The organism is Azoarcus sp. TTM-91 (assembly GCF_012911025.1).
In the GTDB taxonomy this organism is placed as follows: domain Bacteria; phylum Pseudomonadota; class Gammaproteobacteria; order Burkholderiales; family Rhodocyclaceae; genus Azoarcus.
Window position 1 is genome coordinate 14,228 of the sequence record NZ_WUEI01000036.1, and the last position, 19,524, is coordinate 33,751.

The window sequence follows — 19,524 nt, forward strand, 5'->3', positions numbered from 1 at the left end:
GGCAGCCGCCCCGGCCTTGCCGCTCAGCGCCTCATTCGCCGCTGTTCTTGCCGGTCATCTCCCGGTACCAGCGCGGATGGTGCTTCTTCGCCCAGCCGTGGGTGACCACCCCTTCCACCATCGCCCGTATCGTGCCCTTGACCCACAGCGCCGCATACACGTGCACGATGATGCCGGCGATCAGCGCGATGGCACTGGCCGCATGCAGCAGCAGCGCGATGCGGATCACCGGGATGGGGAAGTAGATGGCGAAGTACTGGCGCCAGATGACGAGGCCGGTGACCAGCAGCGTCGCCATGCAGGCGCACATCAGCCAGAACATGCCCTTCTGGCCGCCGTTGTAGCGGCCGATGTCGCCGACCTCGTTGCCCTTCATGACTTCGCCGACCGCCTTCATCCACTTCACGTCTTCCTTGTCGATGAAGTTGTGGTGCCAGTAACGGAAGAACTGGCGGGCGAAGGCAAGGAACATCACCACGCCGATGAAGGGATGCAGCAGGCGCGCCAGCTGCGGCGTGCCGAACACGCCAGTGAGCCAGAAGAAGGCCGGGTAGAAGAAGGCCAGGCCGGAGATCGCCAGCAGCACGAAGCAGCCGGCGACGATCCAGTGGTTGATCCGCTCTGCCGCGGAATAGCGCTGAATCAGTTTTTCCTTCATTTGCTCACCTCGGTTTCCTTCGCGGCGTGCTCGCCGTGGCCTTTCTCCCCTTCGCCTTCCTCTTCCTCGTCGGCCCGGTTGGGGCCGACCGCGGTGTAGTGCAGGAAGCCGAACAGGCCGGCAGCGGCGATGCCTATGGTCGCCAGCGGCTTCAGCATGCCCTTCCACAGGCTAACGGTGGAGCTGATCTGCGGATCCTTGGGCAGGTTGCTGTAGAGCTGAGGGCGGTCGGCGTGGTGCAGCACGTACATCACATGGGTGCCGCCTACGCCCTGCGGGTCATACAGGCCAGCGTTGGCGAAACCGCGGGACTTCAGGTCTTCCACGCGGCCTTCGGCCGCCACCTTCATGTCCTCCTTGGTGCCGAACTGGATGGCGCCGGTCGGGCAGGTCTTCACGCAGGACGGCTCCTGGCCGACGCCGACGCGGTCGGAACACAGGGTGCACTTGTAGGCCTTGTTGTCGTCCTTGTTGATGCGGGGAACGTTGAACGGGCAGCCGGCGATGCAGTAGCCGCAGCCGATGCAGTGCTCGGACTGGAAGTCCACGATGCCGTTGGCGTACTGGATGATGGCACCCGGCGCCGGGCAGGCCTTGAGGCAGCCGGGATCGGCGCAGTGCATGCAGCCGTCCTTGCGGATGAGCCACTGCAGGCGGCCACCTTCGTCCTGGTGCTCGGCGAAGCGCATCACCGTCCAGCTCTTGGCCGTCATGTCGACCGGGTTGTCGTAGACGCCGTGGTTGAAGCCGACTTCGTCGCGGATGTCGTTCCACTCGGAACAGGCCACCTGGCAGGCCTTGCAACCTATGCAGGTGGTGACGTCGATGAGCTTGGCGACTTCCTGCTTGTGGTCCCGTACCTGGGGCGGAGGCGTCAGCGTGGAGGTCGCCGAGCGCCGGATGATGTCTTGGGATTGCATGGACATGGTTTCTTTCCTCAGGCCTTCTCGACGCTGACCAGGAAGGCCTTGTATTCCGGGGTATGCGTGTTGGCGTCACCCACGCGCGGACTCAGCACGTTGGCCAGGAAGCCCTTGCGGGTGGTGCCTTCGAAGCCCCAGTGCACCGGGATGCCGACCTGCTCCACTTCCTGCCCGGCCACCTTCAGCGTCATGACGCGCTTGGTGACCACCGCCTTGCCGCGGATGTAGCCGCGCTTGCTGGCCACCTTGACCATGTCGCCGGCCACGATGCCCTTGCTCGCCGCCAGCTTCTCGCTGATCTCGACGAACTGCTCCGGCTGCACGATGGCGTTCAGGCGGGAGTGCTTGGTCCAGTGGCGGAACATCTCTGTGATCGAATAGGACGTGGCCACGCAGGGGAAGTCCTCGCGGCTGCCGAAGCTGGGCAGGTCGTCCTTGAAGATGCGCACCACAGGGCTCTTGCCGCTGCCCGAATGCAGCGGGTTGGCGGGGATGGGGCTTTCCTCCGGCTCGTAGTGCTCCGGGAAGGGTCCATCAACCAGCGCGCCCATGGAGAACAGGTGGCCGACACCGTCCTGCAGCATGATGAAGGGGCTCACGCCGCTGTTCGGCGGCGAGCCGACCGGGTAGTCCGGCACGTCCGCGCCGGTCCATTTCGCGCCATCCCAGTGCAGGAAGGCGCGCTTCGGATCCCAGGGCTTGCCGGCGGGGTCCAGCGAGGCGCGGTTGTAGAGCAGGCGGCGGTTGGCCGGCCAGGCGAAGGCCCAACCCGGGGTGTTGCCGAAGCCGGTGTCGGTGTTGTCGCGGCGGGCCATCATGTTGCCGGCCTGCGTCCACTGGCCGGTGTAGATCCAGCACAGGCTGGTGGTGGTGCCGTCGTCGCGCAGGTGGGCGAAGCTGGACAGCAGGTCGCCCTTCTTCGCGATCTGGTTGCCCTTGTCGTCGAACAGGTCGGCCAGCGCGTAGCCGTTGGCCTGCTTGGCCACCTCTTCCGGATGCGGGTCCTTCGGATCGTGGTAGTTCCAGTCCAGGCTCATCAGCGGTTCGGGGCAGGTGCCGCCTTCTTTCTCGTACAACTCGCGGATCTTCATCAGCAAGGTGCCGAGGATCTTGCCGTCGTGACGGGCCTCGAACGGCGGCACCTGGCCCGCCCAGTGCCACTGCAGCCAGCGGCCGGAGTTGGCGATGGAGCCATCTTCTTCGGCGAAGCAGGATGAGGGCAGGCGGAACACGGTGGTCTGGATCTCGGCCGGGTTCACATCGTTGAACTCGCCGTGGTTCTCCCAGAAGGACGCGGTTTCGGTCTGCAGCGGGTCGATCACCACCAGGAACTTGAGCTTGGCCAGCCCCTCGCGCACCTTGCCCGAGGAAGCGGCCGCGGCGATCACGTTGAAGCCCTGGATGACGTAGCCATTGGCCTTGCCCTTGTGCATCTGCTCGACGAAGGCCATCACGTCGTAGCTGCGGTCCCACTTCGGCAGCCAGTGGTAGCCGAAGTCGTTGCCTGCGGTGGCCTTGTCGCCGTACATGCCCTTGAGGAAGCTCACCATGAATTTGGGCGTGTTGCGCCAGAAGTTCACCTGGTTGGCCACCAGGGTCTTGGGCGTGCGCTCGTCCAGGTAGGCCTTGAGCGACTGCTGGTTCTCGTGCGGCAGCGTCAGGTAGCCGGGCAGCATAGTGGTGAGCACGCCCAGGTCGGTGAAGCCCTGCACGTTGGAGTGCCCCCGCAGCGCATTGATGCCGCCACCGGGCATGCCGATGTTGCCCAGCAACAGCTGCACGATGGCGGAGGCGCGGATGATCTGCGAGCCGCCGACGTGGTGAGTCCAGCCCAGCGCGTAAAGAATGCTGGTGGTGCGGTCCGGCACACAGGTGGCGGCCAGCTTCTCGCAGATGTGCAGGAAATCTTCCTTGGGCGTGCCGCAGATGCTGCTGACCATCTCCGGCGTGTAGCGGGCGACGTGCTTCTTCAGCAGCTGGAAGACGCTGCGCGGGTGCTGCAGGCTGTCGTCGCGCAGGGCGTAGCCGTCGGCGCCCAGCTCATAGGCCCAGGAGGAGCGGTCGTAGGCGCGCTTGTCGGCGTCGTAGCCGCTGAACAGGCCGTCGTCGAAGCTGTAGTCCTCGCGCACGATCAGCGGCGCGTTGGTGTAGGCCTTGACGTACTCGTGCTGGATCTTGTCGTTGTCCAGCAGGTAGTTGGCGACGCCGAGCAGGAAGGCCGAGTCGGCGCCGGCGCGGATGGGCGAGTAGAAGTCGGCCACCGCGGCGGTGCGGTTGAAGCGCGGGTCCACCACCATCATGTAGGCCTTGTTCTTGGTCTTGGCCTCGACCGCCCACTTGAAGCCCACCGGGTGGGCTTCGGCAGGGTTGCCGCCCATCACCAGGATGACGTCCGCGTTCTTGATGTCCACCCAGTTGTTGGTCATCGCGCCGCGCCCGAAGGACGGCGCCAGGCCAGCCACCGAGGGGCCGTGGCACAGGCGGGCCTGGTTCTCCAGGTGCACCATGCCGAGACCGCGGGCGAACTTGACGTCGAGAATGCCGGTTTCGTTGCTGGCCGCGGAGGAGCCGAGGAAGCCAGTGGTCGCCCAGCGGTTCACCAGCTGGCCCTTCTCGTTCTTCTCGATGAAGTTGGCGTCGCGGTCGTCCTTCATCAGGCGGGCGATGCGGTCGATCGCCTCATCCCAGCTGATGCGCTTCCACTCCTTGCTGCCGGCTTCACGCACTTCGGGGTACTTCAGACGCTGCGGGCTGTTGATGTAGTCGATCAGCCCGGAACCCTTGGGACAGAGCGAACCACGGCTGACCGGATGGTCGGGGTCGCCCTCGATGTGGAAGATCTTCGCCTTGGCGTTCTTGGCACCGTCGCCGAGGCTGTACATCAGCACGCCGCAGCCCACGGAACAGTACGTACAGTTGTTGCGGGTTTCCTTCGCCCGCAACAGCTTGTACTGGCGCACCTCCGCCTGGGCCAGCGCCGGTGCCATGCCGAGCGCGGCAAGGCTGGACGTACCCAGGCCCGCGCTCGATATCTTGAAGAACTGACGTCTTGAAATCTGCATGAAGCCTCCTGGTTTACACACCCGGAAGGCGCACGGCCGCAAGACGTCCACGGCCGTCAGGCCGTTTCAGCTGGGCTCAGAGGCGGCACGCGCCATCCGGAATGAGAAAGCTGACAGCAGTATCCGTGCCAGCTTCGGAAAGCCGATGGAACGGTCGTTTGCGGGGTACTACGGAAGGCATAAGGGACAATTTGTCCCGGCGGGGCGCGACAAATTATCCCCATCGTCAGCAGGGCAATGAGCGCAAGCCCCGGCCAGTGGGTGTTTGCGCCAAGGCGGAGCCCGCGCACGCTTCTTGCACTACCCTCCCCTTTTCGGCAGCGAGAGAACCCCAGCCTCATGAGCCTCAGCCCGCAAACCATCGTCCCCGGCCCGGAACCGCGCAACTTCATCCCGCCGGAGCCGGCCGCCCTGTTCGCCGCCCGTCAGGCGCGCCTCACCGAACTCGCCGCCACCTCGCCGATGGCGGACTGGCTGGGCTTCGTCGGCCTGATCGCCGGCGCCCAGCTACACACCCTGCCCCGCCTCGACGGCTTCACCCATGAGCGCCGCGCTCCGCTGGACATCGCGCTGCTGCCGCAGCTGCCCGCCTGGCAAGGCGCACTGGAAGGGCTGCTGGAAACGCTGGCGTCAGCGGTGGAGGGGCAGGCACTGGCCGCGCTGCGCAAACTCGCTGCCCTGTCCGCGGACGATCGCAGCGCGCTGGCCGGCCGGGTGATCAACGGCGAGCTCGGCGACGGCGACATGGACCAGGCCCCGCTCGCCACCGCGGCGCTGGAGCTGGTGGCCACCGCGATCGCCAGCCGCAGCTCCGCCGACGGCTTCTCCAGCCTCAGCGCGGCCTGCCCCGCCTGTGGCGGAGCCGCCGTCGCCAGCGTGCTGGAAACCCACAAGCTCAACGGCCTGCGCTATCTCTATTGCGGCAGCTGCAACAGCGGCTGGCACCATGTGCGCGCCCAGTGCAGCCACTGCAACCAGTCCGGCCGCGTGGCCTACCAGGCGCTGGAGGAAGGCAGGCTATGGCAGGCGGAGACCTGCGACGACTGCCACAGCTACCTGAAGCTCTTCAACCGCAGCAAGGCCCTGGGCCTGGACCCGGTTGCGGACGACCTGGCCAGCGTGGCGCTGGACCTCGCGCTGGGCGAGGCCGGCTACCAGCGCTTGGGCGCCAATCCCTACCTGCTGCTGGCCGCGCAGACGGCCTGAGGCCAGGCGCCCGCCTCTTGTCGGGGCCGGCGTGCGCCGCGCCCAGGGCGTTCAAGCCCCATCGCGGCGGAAGAAGCGGTTGGCGAAACCCGGCGCGCTCGGCTCGTCGCTGAACGCCGGGTGGCTGCGCAGGTGCACCGCGAAGCAGGTGCCGGAGCCGGGCGTGCTCTCCACCGCGATGTGGCCGCCGTAGCGGGTGACGATGGCGTAGCTGATGGACAGGCCCAGGCCGGTGCCTTCCTGCTTCTTGGTGGTGAAGAAGGGGTCGAAGATGCGGTCCAGCACCTCGGCGGCGATGCCCTGGCCGGTGTCCTCCACCTCGATGCGCACGCCCTCGACACCATCCACCTCGCCATCCTCGGTGCGAAGCTGCAGCGCGCCGCCTTCCGGCATCGCCTGCATGGCATTCACGATCAGGTTGATCAGCACCTGCTGCAACTCGCCGCGGTTGATCTCCACCTTGCGGCTGGCGTTCAGCATCACCTCCACCCGCACATTGCCGCGGCTGAGGTTGTGGCGGGTGAGCACCAGGCAATCGTTCACCAGCGCGCTCACGTCCACCGCGTCGGTATAGCCGGCGAAATCGCCCGGGCGGGCGAACTGCAGCAGCTTGGCGACGATGCCGTGGATGCGGCCGGCCTGCTCGTCGATCATGCGGATCTCTTCCCGCACCGGCTCGGCACCCTGGCCCAGCACCTCGCGCAGCAGCTCCAGGTTGCCCTGTATCACCGCCACCGGGTTGTTGATCTCGTGGGCCACGCCGGCGGTGAGCTCGCCGATGGCGGTCAGCTTCTCGTTCATCACCAGCTGCTGATGGGCGCGCCGCAAGGTGGCGTTGGCCATCTCCAGCTCGGCGGTGCGGGCGGCGACCATGATGTCCAGCTCGTCGGCCCAGCGCTGCAGCTCGGTACGGCGGGCATCCAGCATGTCCAGCAGGTTGTCGAAGGTGCGGGCGAGCTGGCCCAGCTCGTCGTCGCGCACCACCGTACCCACCCGCGCCTTCTCTTCGCCGGCCTCGATGCGCTTCATCACCGCCGCCATGCGCTCTATCGGCTGGAAGATGGAGCGCGCCCAGCGCACCGCCGCCAGGGTACCCAGCGCCGACACCAGCAGGAAGAGCAGGAAGAGGCCGCTCAAGGCCCAGTACAGCGCCCGCTGCAGCGGCTCCTGCAGGAAGCCGACATAGAGCATGCCGATGCGTTCGCCGTTGTCGTCGAACAGCGGTGAATAGCCGGAAATGTAGGGCTCATTGACGACGAAGGCCGAGCCCAGCCAGGTTTCGCCGTGGCCCAGCACCTTCTCCTTCACCGCCGCCGACACCCGGGTGCCCAACGCCCGGCCGCCATCGCGGAACAGGCGCACGTTGGTCGCCACCCGGGTGTCGCCGAGGAAGAGCGTGGCGGTGCCCTGGCTGTCCAGCGGCAAGGAGGTGTCCTGGTACACCACCGCGTTGATGCGGTCGACGATGCCCAGGTTGCGGTTCAGCATCACCCCGCCTTCCAGCACCGCGCGCAGTTGGCCGGCGGCGTTGAACACCGGCACCGCGATCTGGATCATCAGCCCGCGCTCCTCGCGCTTGCGCCAGTCCGGCGGCGCGTTCGGGGTGGCGATCAGGGTCAGCGCGGCACGCTCGCGCAGCGCCGGCGAGAGGGCGCCCAGGTGGGCCGGCGAGAACACCGCCAGCGCGTGGTGGGCCCGCCCCGCCAGCGCCTCGCGCACCACCGGCCACACGGTGCGCTGCTGGAACTCCTGCGGCAGCGGCCGCTGCACCGACAGGGGCTGCCCATGTTCGTCCAGCAGCATCAGGTAATCCAGGCCCTGGATGGAGGCGGCGGAAGCCAGCAGCTCACTGACGTCGCCGGCGTTCGCGCCGTTCACACCCCGGTCCAGCGCCAGCGCCAGCCGGTGGGAGCCGGCGAAGCCGACCAGCCCGCTGGCCACGCCCTCCTGCACCCGCTCGAAATACTGCCGGGCGGTGAGCAGGTCGGAACTCACCTTGTTCACCAGCAGCTGGTTGTAGCCCTGGGTGCCCCACACCCAGACGATGCCGAGCAGGATGGGCACGCCCAGCAGCAGCGGCGCCAGCACCAGTGCGAGCATGCGTGCCCGCACCGAGCCCAGGCCAGGGAAAAACCGCCATTTGCGCCTCTCGGCGGCGCCGGCATGGGCGGATGGCGCCACCGCCTTCAGCCTCGGCCGCGCACGCCGCGCCGGTGCGGCCGGCTCACACCGCCCACTCGGCGCACTTGCGCTCCAGCGTCTTGCGCGAAACCCCCAGCAGCTCCGCCGCGCGGGTCTTGTTGCCGCCGCACTGTTCCAGCACCGCGAGGATGTGGCGCTTCTCCACCTCGTCCAGCAGCAGCGAGCTGGCCGCCGGATCCGGCGTGGGAGCGCCGGCATCGCTCCGCCCCGCCACGCTGCCGCCCAGGCTGTCCAGCGGGAATTCGCCGAACAGCAGCGAGCGTTCGACGAAGTTGCGCAGCTCGCGCACATTGCCGGGCCAGGGATAGGCCATCAGCCGCGCCGACACCTCAGGTTCCACTGGCAGCGGCGGCACGCCCAGCTGCATGGAGAGCTGACGCATGAAGGCGGCGCCCAGCTCCGGGATGTCCTCGGCACGTTCACGCAGCGGCGGCACCGTCAGCGTGATCACTTCCAGGCGGTAGAACAGGTCTTCGCGGAAGCGGCCGGCCTCCACCTCCGCCCGCAGGTTGCGGTTGGTGGCGGCCAGCACCCGCACGTCCACCGGCACTTCCGTTTCGGCGCCCACCGGCCGTACCCGCCGCTCTTCCAGCACCCGCAGCAGGCGGGATTGCAGCGCCAGCGGCAATTCGCCGATCTCGTCCAGGAACAGGGTGCCGCCGTGGGCGTAGTGGAACAGCCCGTTGCGCGCTTCGCGGGCGCCGGTGAAGGCGCCCTTCACATGGCCGAACAGCTCGGACTCGATCAGCTCCGCCGAGATCGCCGCGCAGTTCACCGCCACGAAGGGTTTCTCCGCCCGCGGTGACCACTGGTGCAGCGCCCGCGCCACCACCTCCTTGCCCACCCCGGATTCGCCCTGGATCAGCACGGTGGAAGGCGTGGGCGCGATGCGGTGCAGGATCTGCCGCAGCCGGGCGATGGCGGGCGACGCGCCCACCATACCGTCGTCGCCGCGCGCGCTCTCGGCCACCTGGCGGCGCAGCAGGAAATTCTCCCGCGACAGCCGGGTGCGCTCGGTGCAGCGCTTGATGGCGTTGGCGATCTGGTCGACGCGGAAGGGCTTGAGGATGAAGTCGGACGCGCCGGCGCGCAGTGCGTCGATGGCGGTTTCCATGTCGGCGAAGGCGGTGATCAGGATCACGTCGCCGGCGAAGCCTTCCGCCTTCAGGTCCTGCAACCACTCGATGCCGGCCTTGCCGGGCAGCGCGATGTCCAGGATGACGAGGTCGAAATGGGTGTGCTCGAACTTCTTCGCCCCCTCCTCCGCCGAGCCGGCCAGCTCCACCGCGTAGCCCCGCATCGCCAGCGCGCGGGCGAGGAAGCTGCGCATGCCCTGCTCGTCATCGACGACCAGGATGCTGCCCTCATGACCGGTTGCGGCCGGCGCTTCCTTGTTTTCGCCCTGCGCGCTCATCGGTCCGCTCCAGAGTGACGGGTACGCGCGGACAGCCTGGCGCGCACGTCGGCCAACAGGGGAAACGACCAAGGGGAAGGAATACCGGAAAACCGCATGCTTGCCGAAGCGCCAGGCGCCGCCATCTGAACTGGAAACCCATCGTCCCGGCAGGACGAAGGCCAGGGGAAACCACCGCGCACGCTCGGAAGGGGACAGGGAAGGAAGCGGGCGAGTTTACCAGTTCAACCGGCCCCAAGGGCAGCATGGGCATGAGGTCTCTGGACCAGCGAGCGCGGTTACGGAGGGGCTTTCATGCCATTCGGGAGAGGCCAGAGAACGAATGATCTGCCTTGTTTCAAAGTTCAATTCAGCAGTGGAAAGCCGGCCCCCGCAGCGCTTCCCGATTCCGTATCTCAATCCAATTCCAGCGCGGCAGAAATCCCGATTCAACTCGCCGCAATTGACCATTATCCATTAATGGGAATAAGGCTTTATAAACTTGATAGGGAAAAGGCCATTTCGGCGGATTTCCTTAATCTATCTTTAAGAAATGAAACGGTGCAGCATTTTTTGTTTTAATGATCGCATCAATTTTATTTATATCAGAAAATGCCATATTGGTTGATCACCTCCCCACATCCCCATCTAAATGCCTTGTTTCCTCAACAGGAAAAATATATTTACCTTTGTTTTTCAAATTGTTGAAAACTGTGAACACATGAATTTAATCTCCTTTCAAATTAAAAGGCTTTAAAAAAATACGGGTTTATTTACCCGGTTTTCGGGCGTTTCAATTCATCCCGCACTGCCGCATTGACCCGTTACTGAGGCCCTGTTTCGTAATGTAGTATCCGCGCTTTCCTCCCCCCGACCTGCTGGCGTGGTCCGTCTTAATTCTTCTTCCGGACGTTGCGAAGCTGATTCCGCAACGTGGTTGCAATACCGGAATTGCAGCGAATTTCCTGTGGGCGATTCACGCCCCGACCATTCGCGGCGCAACGCTTTTCCGGCGCTGGACTCCCTCTCTCCCGCACGCCCGGCACAGGTCTTTTCCATCCGTAGTGTCAGCACCCGCCACGCAGGCTCCCGCCCGCGCCCCGGCCGGCTTCGCCTGCCGATTCCGCGCGTGGCCTCCCCGCCGCGCGACAGCCCGCGGCGCGCGGGCCATGCCACGCATTCCTTTCATCCATGAGGCAAAAAATGAGAACGAGGAAGTACCCCAACATACTGCGATGGCTGTCGCCGGCCCTCGCAGTAGCCGCCTTGAGCGGCTGCAGCGGCGGCATCCTGGACCCCAAGGGCCAGGTCGCGGCAGACGAGAAGTCGCTGATCATCACCGCCACCCTGCTGATGCTGATCGTGGTGGTGCCGGTCATCGTGATGACCCTGGTGTTCGCCTGGAAGTACCGCGCCACCAACACCGAAGCGGTCTACGAGCCGAAGTGGTCGCACTCGACCAAGATCGAGCTGGTGGTGTGGCTGGTGCCCATCATCATCGTCGCCATCCTGGGCGTGATCACCTGGAAGAGCACCCATGCGCTCGACCCCTATCGCCCGATCGAATCGGACAAGAAGCCGATCAATGTCGAGGTGGTGTCGCTGAACTGGAAGTGGCTGTTCATCTACCCGGACCTGGGCATCGCCACGGTGAACGAGCTGTCCTTCCCGAAAGACGTGCCGGTGGCCTTCAAGATCACCTCCGACGCGGCGATGAACTCCTTCTTCATCCCGCAGCTGGGTGGCCAGATCTACTCCATGGCCGGCATGCAGACCAAGCTGCACCTGATCGCCAACGAAGCCGGCACCTATAACGGCTTCTCCGCCAACTACAGCGGCGGCGGTTTCTCCGGCATGAAGTTCGAAGCCATCGCCCAGCCCAGTGAAGAGGCCTTCCAGGCCTGGGTGGAGAAGGTGCGCACCTCCGGCAGCACGCTGGACGCCACCGCCTACGACGACCTGGCCAAGCCCAGCGAGAAGCACGCGGTGACCTATTACGCCTCGGTCGCGCCCAATCTCTTCGGCGCCATCATCGGCAAATACATGAACTCCCACGACGTCGGCACCGTCGGCGAAATCCTGGGCTTCAACACCTGGCCCGGCGCGCAGATCTGCCTGGCGCCCGCCAACACGGAGCTTTGATCAGATGTTCGGCAAACTGACACTGGAGGCGGTGCCCTATCACGAGCCCATCGTGATGGTGACACTGGCCATGGTCGCCCTCGGCGGCCTCGCCCTGATCGCGGCGATCACCTACTTCCGCAAGTGGAACTACCTGTGGACCGAGTGGCTCACCTCGGTGGACCACAAGCGCATCGGCGTGATGTACATCATCGTCGCCCTCGTCATGCTGCTGCGCGGCTTCGCCGACGCCATGATGATGCGCTCCCAGCTGGCGCTCGCCACCAACGGCGCGCTCGGCTATCTGCCACCGGACCATTACGACCAGATCTTCACCGCCCACGGCGTGATCATGATCATTTTCATGGCCATGCCCTTCATGTTTGGCCTGATGAACATCATCCTGCCGCTGCAGATCGGTGCGCGCGACGTCGCCTTCCCCTTCCTGAACTCGCTGAGCTTCTGGCTGCTGGTGGCGGCGGTGGTGTTGATGAACCTGTCGCTGGGCGTGGGCGAATTCGCCCGTACCGGCTGGGTGGCCTATCCACCCCTATCCGGACTTGAGTTCAGCCCCGGGGTGGGGGTGGATTACTACATATGGGCGCTGCAGATATCCGGCATAGGAACGACGCTGACGGCGGTGAACTTCCTCGTCACCGTGCTGAAGATGCGCGCGCCGACGATGAAGCTGATGGAAATGCCGATCTTCACCTGGACCTGCACCTGGGCCAACGTGCTGGTGGTCGCTTCCTTCCCCATCCTGACCGCCGCCCTCGGCATGCTGACGCTGGACCGTTACCTCGACTTCCACTTCTTCACGAGTGATGGCGGTGGTAACGCGATGATGTACATCAACCTGTTCTGGGCCTGGGGTCACCCCGAGGTGTACATCCTCGTTCTGCCGGCCTTCGGCATCTTCTCCGAAGTCATCTCCACCTTCACCGGCAAGCGCCTGTTCGGCTACAAGTCCATGATCTACGCCAGCGGCGTGATCGCGATCCTGGGCTTCGTCGTCTGGCTGCACCACTTCTTCACCATGGGGTCGGGCGCCAATGTAAACGCCTTCTTCGGCATCGCCACCATGGTCATCGCGATTCCGACCGGGGTGAAGCTGTTCAACTGGCTGTTCACCATCTACCGCGGCCGCCTGCGCTTCACCTCGCCGGTGCTGTGGACGCTGGGCTTCATGGTCACCTTCACCATCGGCGGCATGACCGGCGTGCTGATGGCGGTGCCGGGCGCGGACTTCGTGCTGCACAACAGCCTGTTCCTCATCGCCCACTTCCACAACACCATCATCGGTGGCGCGGTGTTCGGCTACCTGGCCGGCTTCACCTTCTGGTTCCCCAAGGTGTTCGGCTTCAAGCTCAACGAAAAGTGGGGCAAGGCCTCGTTCTGGTTCTGGCAGATCGGCTTCTACTTCGCCTTCGTGCCGCTGTACATCCTCGGCTTCCTGGGCATGACGCGCCGCCTGAACCACACCGACAACCCGGACTGGACGCCCTGGCTGTACGTGGCCTGCATTGGCGCGGTGCTGATCCTGTTCGGCATCCTGTGCCAGTTCATCCAGGTGTTCGTGAGCGTGCGCGACCGCAAGAAGCTGGTGGACGAGAGCGGCGACCCGTGGAACGCCCACACGCTGGAATGGGCCACCTCCTCGCCGCCGCCGTTCTACAACTTCGCCACCACGCCGGTCGTGCATGACATCGACGCCTTCACCGACATGAAGGAAAAGGGCATCGCCTACGACCGCCCGGCCAGGTACGCGCCCATCCACATGCCGCGCAACACCTCGGCCGGCCTGATCATCGGCGCCTTCGCCACCGTCGGCGGTTTCGCCGCCATCTGGCACATCTGGTGGCTCGCCATCGTCAGCCTGGTGGGCATCGTCGCTGCCTTCCTTGTGCGCGCCTACGACAACGATGTGGACTACTACGTCCAGCCCGCCGAGATCGAGCGCCTCGAAAACGCCCATCTCGCCAAACTCGCCAAGGCCTGATTTCCCATGACGTCCCACGTTATCCAATCCCACGCCGCCCATGCCGCCGGGCATGGGCACGACCACGAACACCACGACAGCGGTGGCAGCACCGTCTTCGGCTTCTGGCTGTACCTGATGACGGACTGCATCCTGTTCGCCTCGGTGTTCGCCACCTACGCGGTGCTGTTCATGAACACCGCCGGCGGCGTCTCCGGCAAGGACATCTTCGAGCTCGACTTCGTGCTCGTGGAAACCTTCGCCCTGCTGCTGTCCAGCATCACCTACGGCTTCGCGATGATCGCCGCCCACAAGGGCAACAAGGGCGGCACCATCCGCTGGCTGCTGGCCACCTTCCTGCTCGGAGCGGTGTTCATCAGCATGGAAGTCTACGAGTTCCACCACCTCATCGCGGCCGGCCACGGCCCCAGCAGCAGCGCCTTCCTGTCGGCTTTCTTCGCCCTGGTGGGCATGCACGGCCTGCACGTGGCCGCCGGCATGCTGTGGATGATCGTGATGATCCTCGAGGTGAATCGCCGCGGCCTGGCGCCGCGCACGATGACGCGCCTGACCTGCCTCAGCCTGTTCTGGCACTTCCTCGACATCGTGTGGATCTGCGTGTTCACCATCGTCTACCTGATGGGAGCCCTGTAATGAGCCAACATCCCAAAGCCGGCCACGCCGCCCATGCGGACGAGGGCAAGCACGGCAGCGTGCAGAGCTACATCGTCGGCTTCATCCTGGCGGTGATCCTCACCGTGATCCCGTTCTGGATGGTCATGGACAGCAACGTGTCGCGCAAAGCCACGCTGATCGCGATCTCGCTGTTCGCCATCGTCCAGATCGTGGTGCACCTGAAGTACTTCCTGCACCTGGACTTCTCCACCGAAGGCAAGCCCAACACCTTCTCCTTCCTGTTCACCGCGCTGGTGATCGTGATGCTGGTGGGCCTGTCGGTGTGGATCATCTTCAGCGCCAACGCGTTGATGATGTAAGCGGAGCGGTAAGGTGACTCTCTCCCGTTACCTGTCGCGGTACCTGTCGGTCACCAAGCCCGGCATCATCTTCGGCAACCTGATCTCGGTCATCGGCGGCTTCCTGCTCGCCAGCCAGGGCAACATCGACCCGGTGTTGTTCCTGGCGACCGTGACCGGCCTGTCGCTGGTGGTGGCCTCCGGCTGCGCGCTCAACAACTGCATCGACCGTGACATCGACGGCAAGATGCAGCGCACACGCAACCGGGTGACGGTGACCGGCGCGATCTCGCCGCGGGCCGCCGCCGCCCACGGCGTGGTGCTCGGGCTGGCCGGCTTCGGCCTGCTGGCCTGGTACACCAACGCCGTGGCCGTGACCTTCGCCGCCGCCGGCTTCGTCATCTACGTCGGCGTGTACAGCCTGTACATGAAGCGCAACTCGGTCTACGGCACGCTGGTCGGCAGTCTCTCCGGCGCGGTGCCGCCGGTGGTGGGCTACTGTGCCGTCAGCAACGAGTTCGACGCCGGCGCCGCCATCCTGCTGACCATGTTCAGCCTGTGGCAGATGCCCCACTCCTACGCCATCGCGATCTTCCGCTACGCCGACTACAAGGCGGCGAACATCCCGGTGCTGCCGGTGGCCAAGGGCATCTCCGCGGCCAAGCGCCAGATCGTGCTGTACATCGTCGCCTTCGCGGTCGCCACCGCGATGCTGGGCCTGCAGGGCTACGCCGGCTACGACTACCTGGCGGTGGCCGGTGCCACCACCCTGTGGTGGCTGGGCATGGCGCTGTCGGGCTACAAGCGCGCCACCGACGACCGCGTGTGGGCACGCAAGGTGTTCCTGTTCTCCATCGTCACCATCACCGCGCTGAGCGTGATGATGGCGGTGGATTTCCAGGTACCGCCGAGCGCGTTCGCAGGCTGAGGCTTCCGCTCCACGGAAGCACCAACGGCCGGCCTTCGGGACGGCCGTTTTCTTTTGCGCCGTGCTCGCGCCATGCCGCGGACCGGCGCCTAACCCGGCCGGCCATTGTGGCTGGGCGGCTTCTCCGCCGGCTTTTTGTCCGGCGACACCGCCGGCGGGTCGCTGGCGGGGAAGCTCTCCTCGCCGGATTCGTCTATGAGGTCTTCCACATGCGAATCCTGCGGCTTGCGCTTGGCCGGATCGGTCACCGGCGGCTTTTCGTTCATCGGCTTGTTCATGCTCCTCTCCTTTTCCAGCGCGGCGGTGGGAGCGGTGCGCTCCACATCGTCGCCGCGTCCTTCCATGCGGTGCAGCAGCGAGAGCACGCACCAGGTGAGCGCGGTGGCTGCCAGCGCGGTGCCGAAGCGGCCCAGGCCGGCGGTTATGCCTATGGCGGAGGTCATCCAGATGCCAGCGGCGGTGGTGAGGCCACGAATGTCATGCTGGTGATGGCGCTTGAGGATGGCGCCGGCGCCGAGGAAACCGATGCCGGTGACCAGGCCCTGTATGACCCGGGATACCCCGTCCTGCCCGATCTCCACCTCTTCCGCCGCGATCACCGCCAGGCCGGAGCCTGCGGCCACCAGGATGTGGGTGCGCAGGCCGGCGGACTTGCCCATGCGCTCCCGCTCGTAGCCGATCACCGCGCCGCAGGCGATGGCGAAGGCCAGCCGCAGCAGGGAGCGCAGTACCTCATGGCCGTCGCCGAAACCGGCGAGCAGTTCCGCGACCAGGAAGTCCATCGCCTCTCCCTCCCCTCCGCCGCCGTGCTTCAGGAGCGCGACGCTTCGCCCAGGCTCGCCCCGGCGGTTTCCGCCTCCCGCGCGCGCCGCGCCAGCGCTCGCAGGCACAGCGCCACCGTGCCGGCGAAAGCCTCGTCGAACACCGGGAAGGCGCCGCTGGCGGCCACCACGATGCCATCCAGGCAGACGCCGCCGGCCAGCACCGTGTCGCCGGTGCGCAGCAACTGCGGCAGACATTCCTGCACCGTCCGGCCATCATGGCCGGTACGCCAGCTCAGCTTCGCCTTGGCGCGGGCGAAGGCGGCGTAGTCGGCGTCCCAGCGGCTGCGGTCGCCGAAGGCCTGCTCGTGGAGCACCGCCTCCTCGAAACTGCACTCGCCCGGCCGGCGGCCGGGGTCCATCACCACGATGTAGAGAAAGCCGCTGCCCACCACCTCGCGGTCGGCAAGCGCATGCTCCATCATCGGCGCGGCCAGGGAAACCGCCTGCCGGGCCAGGTCGGGGCCAAGATAGTGGCTGCCGCCCCGGCTTCCATCCGCTGCTCGCATGGCCGTCCTCCTGTCGCGCTCCGGCGGCCGGGCCAGCCACAGGCCGCGCCCTTCCTCCAGAGCCGTCATAGGGAGGGGCCGCGCCTCGCGGCACGGCCCCCGGGGGCGCCCCGGCGCGCAGGTGCTCCGGGGGGCCGATGGCGCTTACATGCGGTCCGGCTGCCAGTAGGCGCGCTGGCCGTAGTAGGCGTGCACCTCGTTGGCCCAGGTGGTGTCGGCCATGCTCGGCCAATGGTCCTTGTCGAAGCCGGGCGCGTTCTTCAGCCGGTCGGCATCCACATCCAGCACGAAGCACTTGCGGTTCACGTCCAGGGTCAGCGCCGACCACGGGATGGCGAACAGCTTGTCGCCCAGGCCGAGAAAGCCGCCTGAGGACAGCACCGCGTACGCCACCCGACCGCTGGGCACGTCGATCATGATTTCCTTGATCTTGCCCAGATCCTCGCCCAGCCGATTGACCACGTCGTCGCCTTCCAGCGTGCTGGCGGCCATCACTTCCGGGCCGGGGCCGTTGGGGATGTCGGTTTCAGCGCCCACGATGGCGGGGTTGCCGCCGCTCTGGGTCATGCTGCCAGTCTGAGGGGGGTATGCACTAGCCATTTTCCGGTTCCTCCATTAGTCAATCGGGTGATGGCCATCCACCGGCGGCGCCGGCGGCGGACTCATCCCTTGCGCTGCCCGCGGGCCACTTCGGCGGCGAGCCGGTGACCGGCCCCTGCCATGCCCGCGCCCTGCCCGCCGGCCACCAGCGGGCCGGCGCGGGGCACGACGCGGATGTGGTTGATCACATCGCTCACGCCCCGGCAGTCGTTGGCGGCGCCCGCGATCGCATCCTTCATGCTGCGCTCGGGCACCTTTCCTTCCAGGGTGACGCAGGCGTCGCTCACCGCCACGCTCACCTCGCTGACATCCAGTTCCTGCATCCGCATCAGGCGCTCGCAGACGCGTTCGCGCAGGCGCTCGTCCGAGGGGCTGAAGTTCCGTGGTCCGCGCGGCCAGCGGCCAATGTCCGCGTGCGGGAATGCGGGCTGCCGGTTCGAGCCGCCGGAGAGCCGGGCGCGCTGGCGCATGCCGCTTTCGGGGCCGCCCTCCGGGCCATCGAAGGCGATGTCGCGGTTGGTGAAGCCGCCGTAGCCCTCGCCGTCCAGGCCAGCACCGGCGAAGCAGCCTTCGGCCTCCAGCGCACTCGTCCGCCCGGCGCCATGCTCTTGGCCGGCGGGCGCCTCGAGCGCGGCCGTCGCTCTGGCGGATCCCGGCGCTCGCCGGCGCTGCGGAAATGACTGCGGATAGCGTGATCCCATCGTCACCACTCCTGTTCCATCGCGCGGGGCCCGCGCCGTCCTGCCCCTTGGGTCGCAATCCCCGTGCCCAGCGCCCTCCCGCTTCGGGGGTGGAGCGGCGGGCCTCGCCCCGCGCAAGAATTACAGCGGCGTGTAGTTCCGCGCCTCTTCCCGGCGCCGTGCCGCGTTCGCCGCCGCCTGCGCGCCGATCAGGAAGACCGCGGCGGAGAAGAACAGCCACATCATCAACACCGCCAGCGAACCGGCGGCCCCGAAGGCGTTGGCGGTGCCGACATAGGCGAGGTAGCGGGCGAAAAGCTGCTTGCCGACGCTGAACAACAGCGCGGTAACCACCCCGCCGATGGCCGCCGCGCGCCAGCTCACCGGCAGGTCCGGCAAGACCTTGTGCAGCATCGAGAAGGCGAGGCAGAGGAAGCCGAAGGAGATCGCCATCTCCAGCCCGTGCAGCAGCGCGACCAGCCCCAGCCCGCCGAACACCACCCGGCTGCCATAGGCCAGCGCCGCGTCGGCGATGAGGAAGACGACCACCAGGAAGCCGATGCCGACGACCAGGCCGAAGGAGATCAGCCGCACCTTGAGCAGGCTGGTGATCACATGCGGGTTGTCTGGCACCCGCCAGATGAGGTTGAGCGAGCGGTTCAGTTCGGCAAAGGTGGCGGTGGCGCCCACCGCGGTGCCTGCCAGCGACAACCAGCCGGCCCAGCCGCCGCCACCGGACTTCCAGGCGCTGGCGACCATCGCCTGCACCGCCACCGCGCCATCGCCGCCGACCACGGTTTCTATGCCGGAAAACAGGCGCCCCTGCACCGCCTCGGTGCCGAAGAACAGGCTGGCGACGGCGATGGCCACCACCAGCACCGGCGCGAGCGAGAACGCGGTGTAGAAGGCGACCGAGGCCGCCATCGACAGCCCGCCGCCCGACATCCAGTCGCCCACCACCCCGGCGACGAAGCGCGCTGCGCCTGAAGCGCGGGCCCAGGGCGAACGGGGTGCCGCCCCGCCGGCCGCGTGCGCCGGCGGCGGCATGGGCCCATCTCCGGCGCGCACTTCGGCGGGGTGGGCGCCGGGATCGGCGCGGACCACCGGCGGCCGGCCAGCCGGTGCCACGCGGGCGGCGGGCGGCGGCTTGGTATGGAGTGGGGAGTCGGGATGAGCGCGGGCCATGCCGGCTCGCCAGCAAACCGGATACCCGCGCGGATGCCTGCGGCGCCGGAGCGCATCCAGCGCAACAACGGGGAGCGAGGAGCCGGCCCCGGGGAAAACCCAGGGAGGCGGGCCGGCAGGGCGAAGACCCGGCCGCGCTGGCCGCCGCGGGCCGCGTGCCGCTAACCGGCGGCGGCGTAGAGAAGGCGACGAGCCCGTGACCGAGGCCGCGCGGCGGCGGCTTCGACAAAGGCTGGCGAGCACAGCGGCGCGCCCGGCGAGCGCGCTGCGGGCCCAGGCGGAAG

Annotated in this window: 16 protein-coding genes; 6 read left to right on the forward strand and 10 right to left on the reverse strand. The window is 66.7% G+C overall.

The features are described 5' to 3' along the window. Positions 1-31: 31 nt before the first annotated feature. Genes GRF61_RS11880 through fdnG form a run of 3 tightly spaced genes read right to left on the reverse strand, consistent with a single transcriptional unit; the run spans position 32 to position 4,643 of the window. Positions 32-658 (reverse strand): formate dehydrogenase subunit gamma, encoded by a 627-nt coding sequence (locus GRF61_RS11880; protein ID WP_169150871.1) that lies wholly within the window; start codon positions 656-658, stop codon positions 32-34. Continuing rightward, on the reverse strand, positions 655-1,584 hold the full coding sequence (fdxH, locus tag GRF61_RS11885) for a formate dehydrogenase subunit beta (protein WP_169150872.1): 930 nt from the start codon (positions 1,582-1,584) through the stop codon (positions 655-657). The genes GRF61_RS11880 and fdxH overlap by 4 nt, the downstream gene beginning before the upstream one ends. An 11-nt stretch (positions 1,585-1,595) precedes the next feature. Then, entirely contained in the window at positions 1,596-4,643 is a 3,048-nt protein-coding gene (gene fdnG, locus GRF61_RS11890; RefSeq protein WP_169150873.1) for a formate dehydrogenase-N subunit alpha, read from the reverse strand. 339 nt (positions 4,644-4,982) lie between these two features. Between fdnG and fdhE the strand changes: the two genes are divergently transcribed. Beyond that, a complete protein-coding gene (gene fdhE / locus GRF61_RS11895) occupies positions 4,983-5,849 on the forward strand; it encodes a formate dehydrogenase accessory protein FdhE (protein WP_169150874.1) in 867 nt (288 codons plus the stop codon). Between the two features lie 51 nt (positions 5,850-5,900). On the opposite strand, the gene GRF61_RS11900 is transcribed toward fdhE, so the two are convergent. Together GRF61_RS11900 and GRF61_RS11905 are read right to left on the reverse strand one after the other, a co-directional pair. After that, positions 5,901-7,949 carry a cache domain-containing protein gene (locus GRF61_RS11900; RefSeq protein WP_169150875.1) on the reverse strand — a complete coding sequence of 683 codons (2,049 nt, stop codon included), beginning with the start codon at positions 7,947-7,949 and terminating at the stop codon, positions 5,901-5,903. Positions 7,950-8,073: 124 nt separating this feature from the next. Further along, positions 8,074-9,465 (reverse strand): sigma-54 dependent transcriptional regulator, encoded by a 1,392-nt coding sequence (locus GRF61_RS11905; RefSeq protein ID WP_169150876.1) that lies wholly within the window; start codon positions 9,463-9,465, stop codon positions 8,074-8,076. A gap of 1,182 nt (positions 9,466-10,647) precedes the next feature. Here GRF61_RS11905 and cyoA point away from each other — a divergent pair. Genes cyoA through cyoE form a run of 5 tightly spaced genes read left to right on the forward strand, consistent with a single transcriptional unit; the run spans position 10,648 to position 15,445 of the window. After that, entirely contained in the window at positions 10,648-11,586 is a 939-nt protein-coding gene (gene cyoA, locus GRF61_RS11910; protein WP_169150877.1) for a ubiquinol oxidase subunit II, read from the forward strand. 4 nt (positions 11,587-11,590) lie between these two features. Beyond that, entirely contained in the window at positions 11,591-13,564 is a 1,974-nt protein-coding gene (cyoB, locus tag GRF61_RS11915; RefSeq protein ID WP_169150878.1) for a cytochrome o ubiquinol oxidase subunit I, read from the forward strand. 6 nt (positions 13,565-13,570) lie between these two features. Continuing rightward, on the forward strand, positions 13,571-14,197 hold the full coding sequence (gene cyoC, locus GRF61_RS11920; RefSeq protein WP_169150879.1) for a cytochrome o ubiquinol oxidase subunit III: 627 nt from the start codon (positions 13,571-13,573) through the stop codon (positions 14,195-14,197). Beyond that, positions 14,197-14,538: a cytochrome o ubiquinol oxidase subunit IV gene (gene cyoD / locus GRF61_RS11925; RefSeq protein ID WP_169150880.1), complete on the forward strand. Its 342-nt coding sequence runs from the start codon at positions 14,197-14,199 to the stop codon at positions 14,536-14,538. The genes cyoC and cyoD overlap by 1 nt, the downstream gene beginning before the upstream one ends. 13 nt (positions 14,539-14,551) lie before the next feature. Next, complete coding sequence (cyoE, locus tag GRF61_RS11930; RefSeq protein WP_211165914.1) at positions 14,552-15,445, forward strand: heme o synthase; 894 nt, start codon at positions 14,552-14,554, stop codon at positions 15,443-15,445. An 89-nt stretch (positions 15,446-15,534) separates the two neighbouring features. Here cyoE and GRF61_RS24570 read toward each other — a convergent pair whose 3' ends face one another. The 5 genes from GRF61_RS24570 to GRF61_RS11955 all read right to left on the reverse strand — a co-directional run bounded on the left by GRF61_RS24570 (position 15,535) and on the right by GRF61_RS11955 (position 19,240). Continuing rightward, positions 15,535-16,227, reverse strand: coding sequence for an MgtC/SapB family protein (locus GRF61_RS24570; protein WP_211165915.1), 693 nt, complete (start codon positions 16,225-16,227; stop codon positions 15,535-15,537). 29 nt (positions 16,228-16,256) lie between these two features. Next, positions 16,257-16,775 (reverse strand): hypothetical protein, encoded by a 519-nt coding sequence (locus GRF61_RS11940; RefSeq protein WP_169150881.1) that lies wholly within the window; start codon positions 16,773-16,775, stop codon positions 16,257-16,259. 144 nt (positions 16,776-16,919) lie between these two features. Then, complete coding sequence (locus GRF61_RS11945; protein ID WP_169150882.1) at positions 16,920-17,375, reverse strand: PRC-barrel domain-containing protein; 456 nt, start codon at positions 17,373-17,375, stop codon at positions 16,920-16,922. Positions 17,376-17,437: 62 nt separating this feature from the next. Next, positions 17,438-18,076, reverse strand: coding sequence for a BON domain-containing protein (locus GRF61_RS11950; RefSeq protein ID WP_169150883.1), 639 nt, complete (start codon positions 18,074-18,076; stop codon positions 17,438-17,440). A 120-nt stretch (positions 18,077-18,196) separates the two neighbouring features. After that, entirely contained in the window at positions 18,197-19,240 is a 1,044-nt protein-coding gene (locus GRF61_RS11955; RefSeq protein WP_169150884.1) for a YihY/virulence factor BrkB family protein, read from the reverse strand. Positions 19,241-19,524 lie beyond the last annotated feature (284 nt).

What these genes read in the sequence shown, in the direction of transcription:
- GRF61_RS11880 (WP_169150871.1), bottom strand. Translation starts at nt 658, where the DNA reads ATGAAGGAAAAACTGATTCAGCGCTATTCCGCGGCAGAGCGGATCAAC.
- fdxH (WP_169150872.1), bottom strand. Translation starts at nt 1,584, where the DNA reads ATGTCCATGCAATCCCAAGACATCATCCGGCGCTCGGCGACCTCCACG.
- fdnG (WP_169150873.1), bottom strand. Translation starts at nt 4,643, where the DNA reads ATGCAGATTTCAAGACGTCAGTTCTTCAAGATATCGAGCGCGGGCCTG.
- fdhE (WP_169150874.1), top strand. Translation starts at nt 4,983, where the DNA reads ATGAGCCTCAGCCCGCAAACCATCGTCCCCGGCCCGGAACCGCGCAAC.
- GRF61_RS11900 (WP_169150875.1), bottom strand. Translation starts at nt 7,949, where the DNA reads ATGCTCGCACTGGTGCTGGCGCCGCTGCTGCTGGGCGTGCCCATCCTG.
- GRF61_RS11905 (WP_169150876.1), bottom strand. Translation starts at nt 9,465, where the DNA reads ATGAGCGCGCAGGGCGAAAACAAGGAAGCGCCGGCCGCAACCGGTCAT.
- cyoA (WP_169150877.1), top strand. Translation starts at nt 10,648, where the DNA reads ATGAGAACGAGGAAGTACCCCAACATACTGCGATGGCTGTCGCCGGCC.
- cyoB (WP_169150878.1), top strand. Translation starts at nt 11,591, where the DNA reads ATGTTCGGCAAACTGACACTGGAGGCGGTGCCCTATCACGAGCCCATC.
- cyoC (WP_169150879.1), top strand. Translation starts at nt 13,571, where the DNA reads ATGACGTCCCACGTTATCCAATCCCACGCCGCCCATGCCGCCGGGCAT.
- cyoD (WP_169150880.1), top strand. Translation starts at nt 14,197, where the DNA reads ATGAGCCAACATCCCAAAGCCGGCCACGCCGCCCATGCGGACGAGGGC.
- GRF61_RS24570 (WP_211165915.1), bottom strand. Translation starts at nt 16,227, where the DNA reads ATGGACTTCCTGGTCGCGGAACTGCTCGCCGGTTTCGGCGACGGCCAT.
- GRF61_RS11940 (WP_169150881.1), bottom strand. Translation starts at nt 16,775, where the DNA reads ATGCGAGCAGCGGATGGAAGCCGGGGCGGCAGCCACTATCTTGGCCCC.
- GRF61_RS11945 (WP_169150882.1), bottom strand. Translation starts at nt 17,375, where the DNA reads ATGGCTAGTGCATACCCCCCTCAGACTGGCAGCATGACCCAGAGCGGC.
- GRF61_RS11950 (WP_169150883.1), bottom strand. Translation starts at nt 18,076, where the DNA reads ATGGGATCACGCTATCCGCAGTCATTTCCGCAGCGCCGGCGAGCGCCG.
- GRF61_RS11955 (WP_169150884.1), bottom strand. Translation starts at nt 19,240, where the DNA reads ATGGCCCGCGCTCATCCCGACTCCCCACTCCATACCAAGCCGCCGCCC.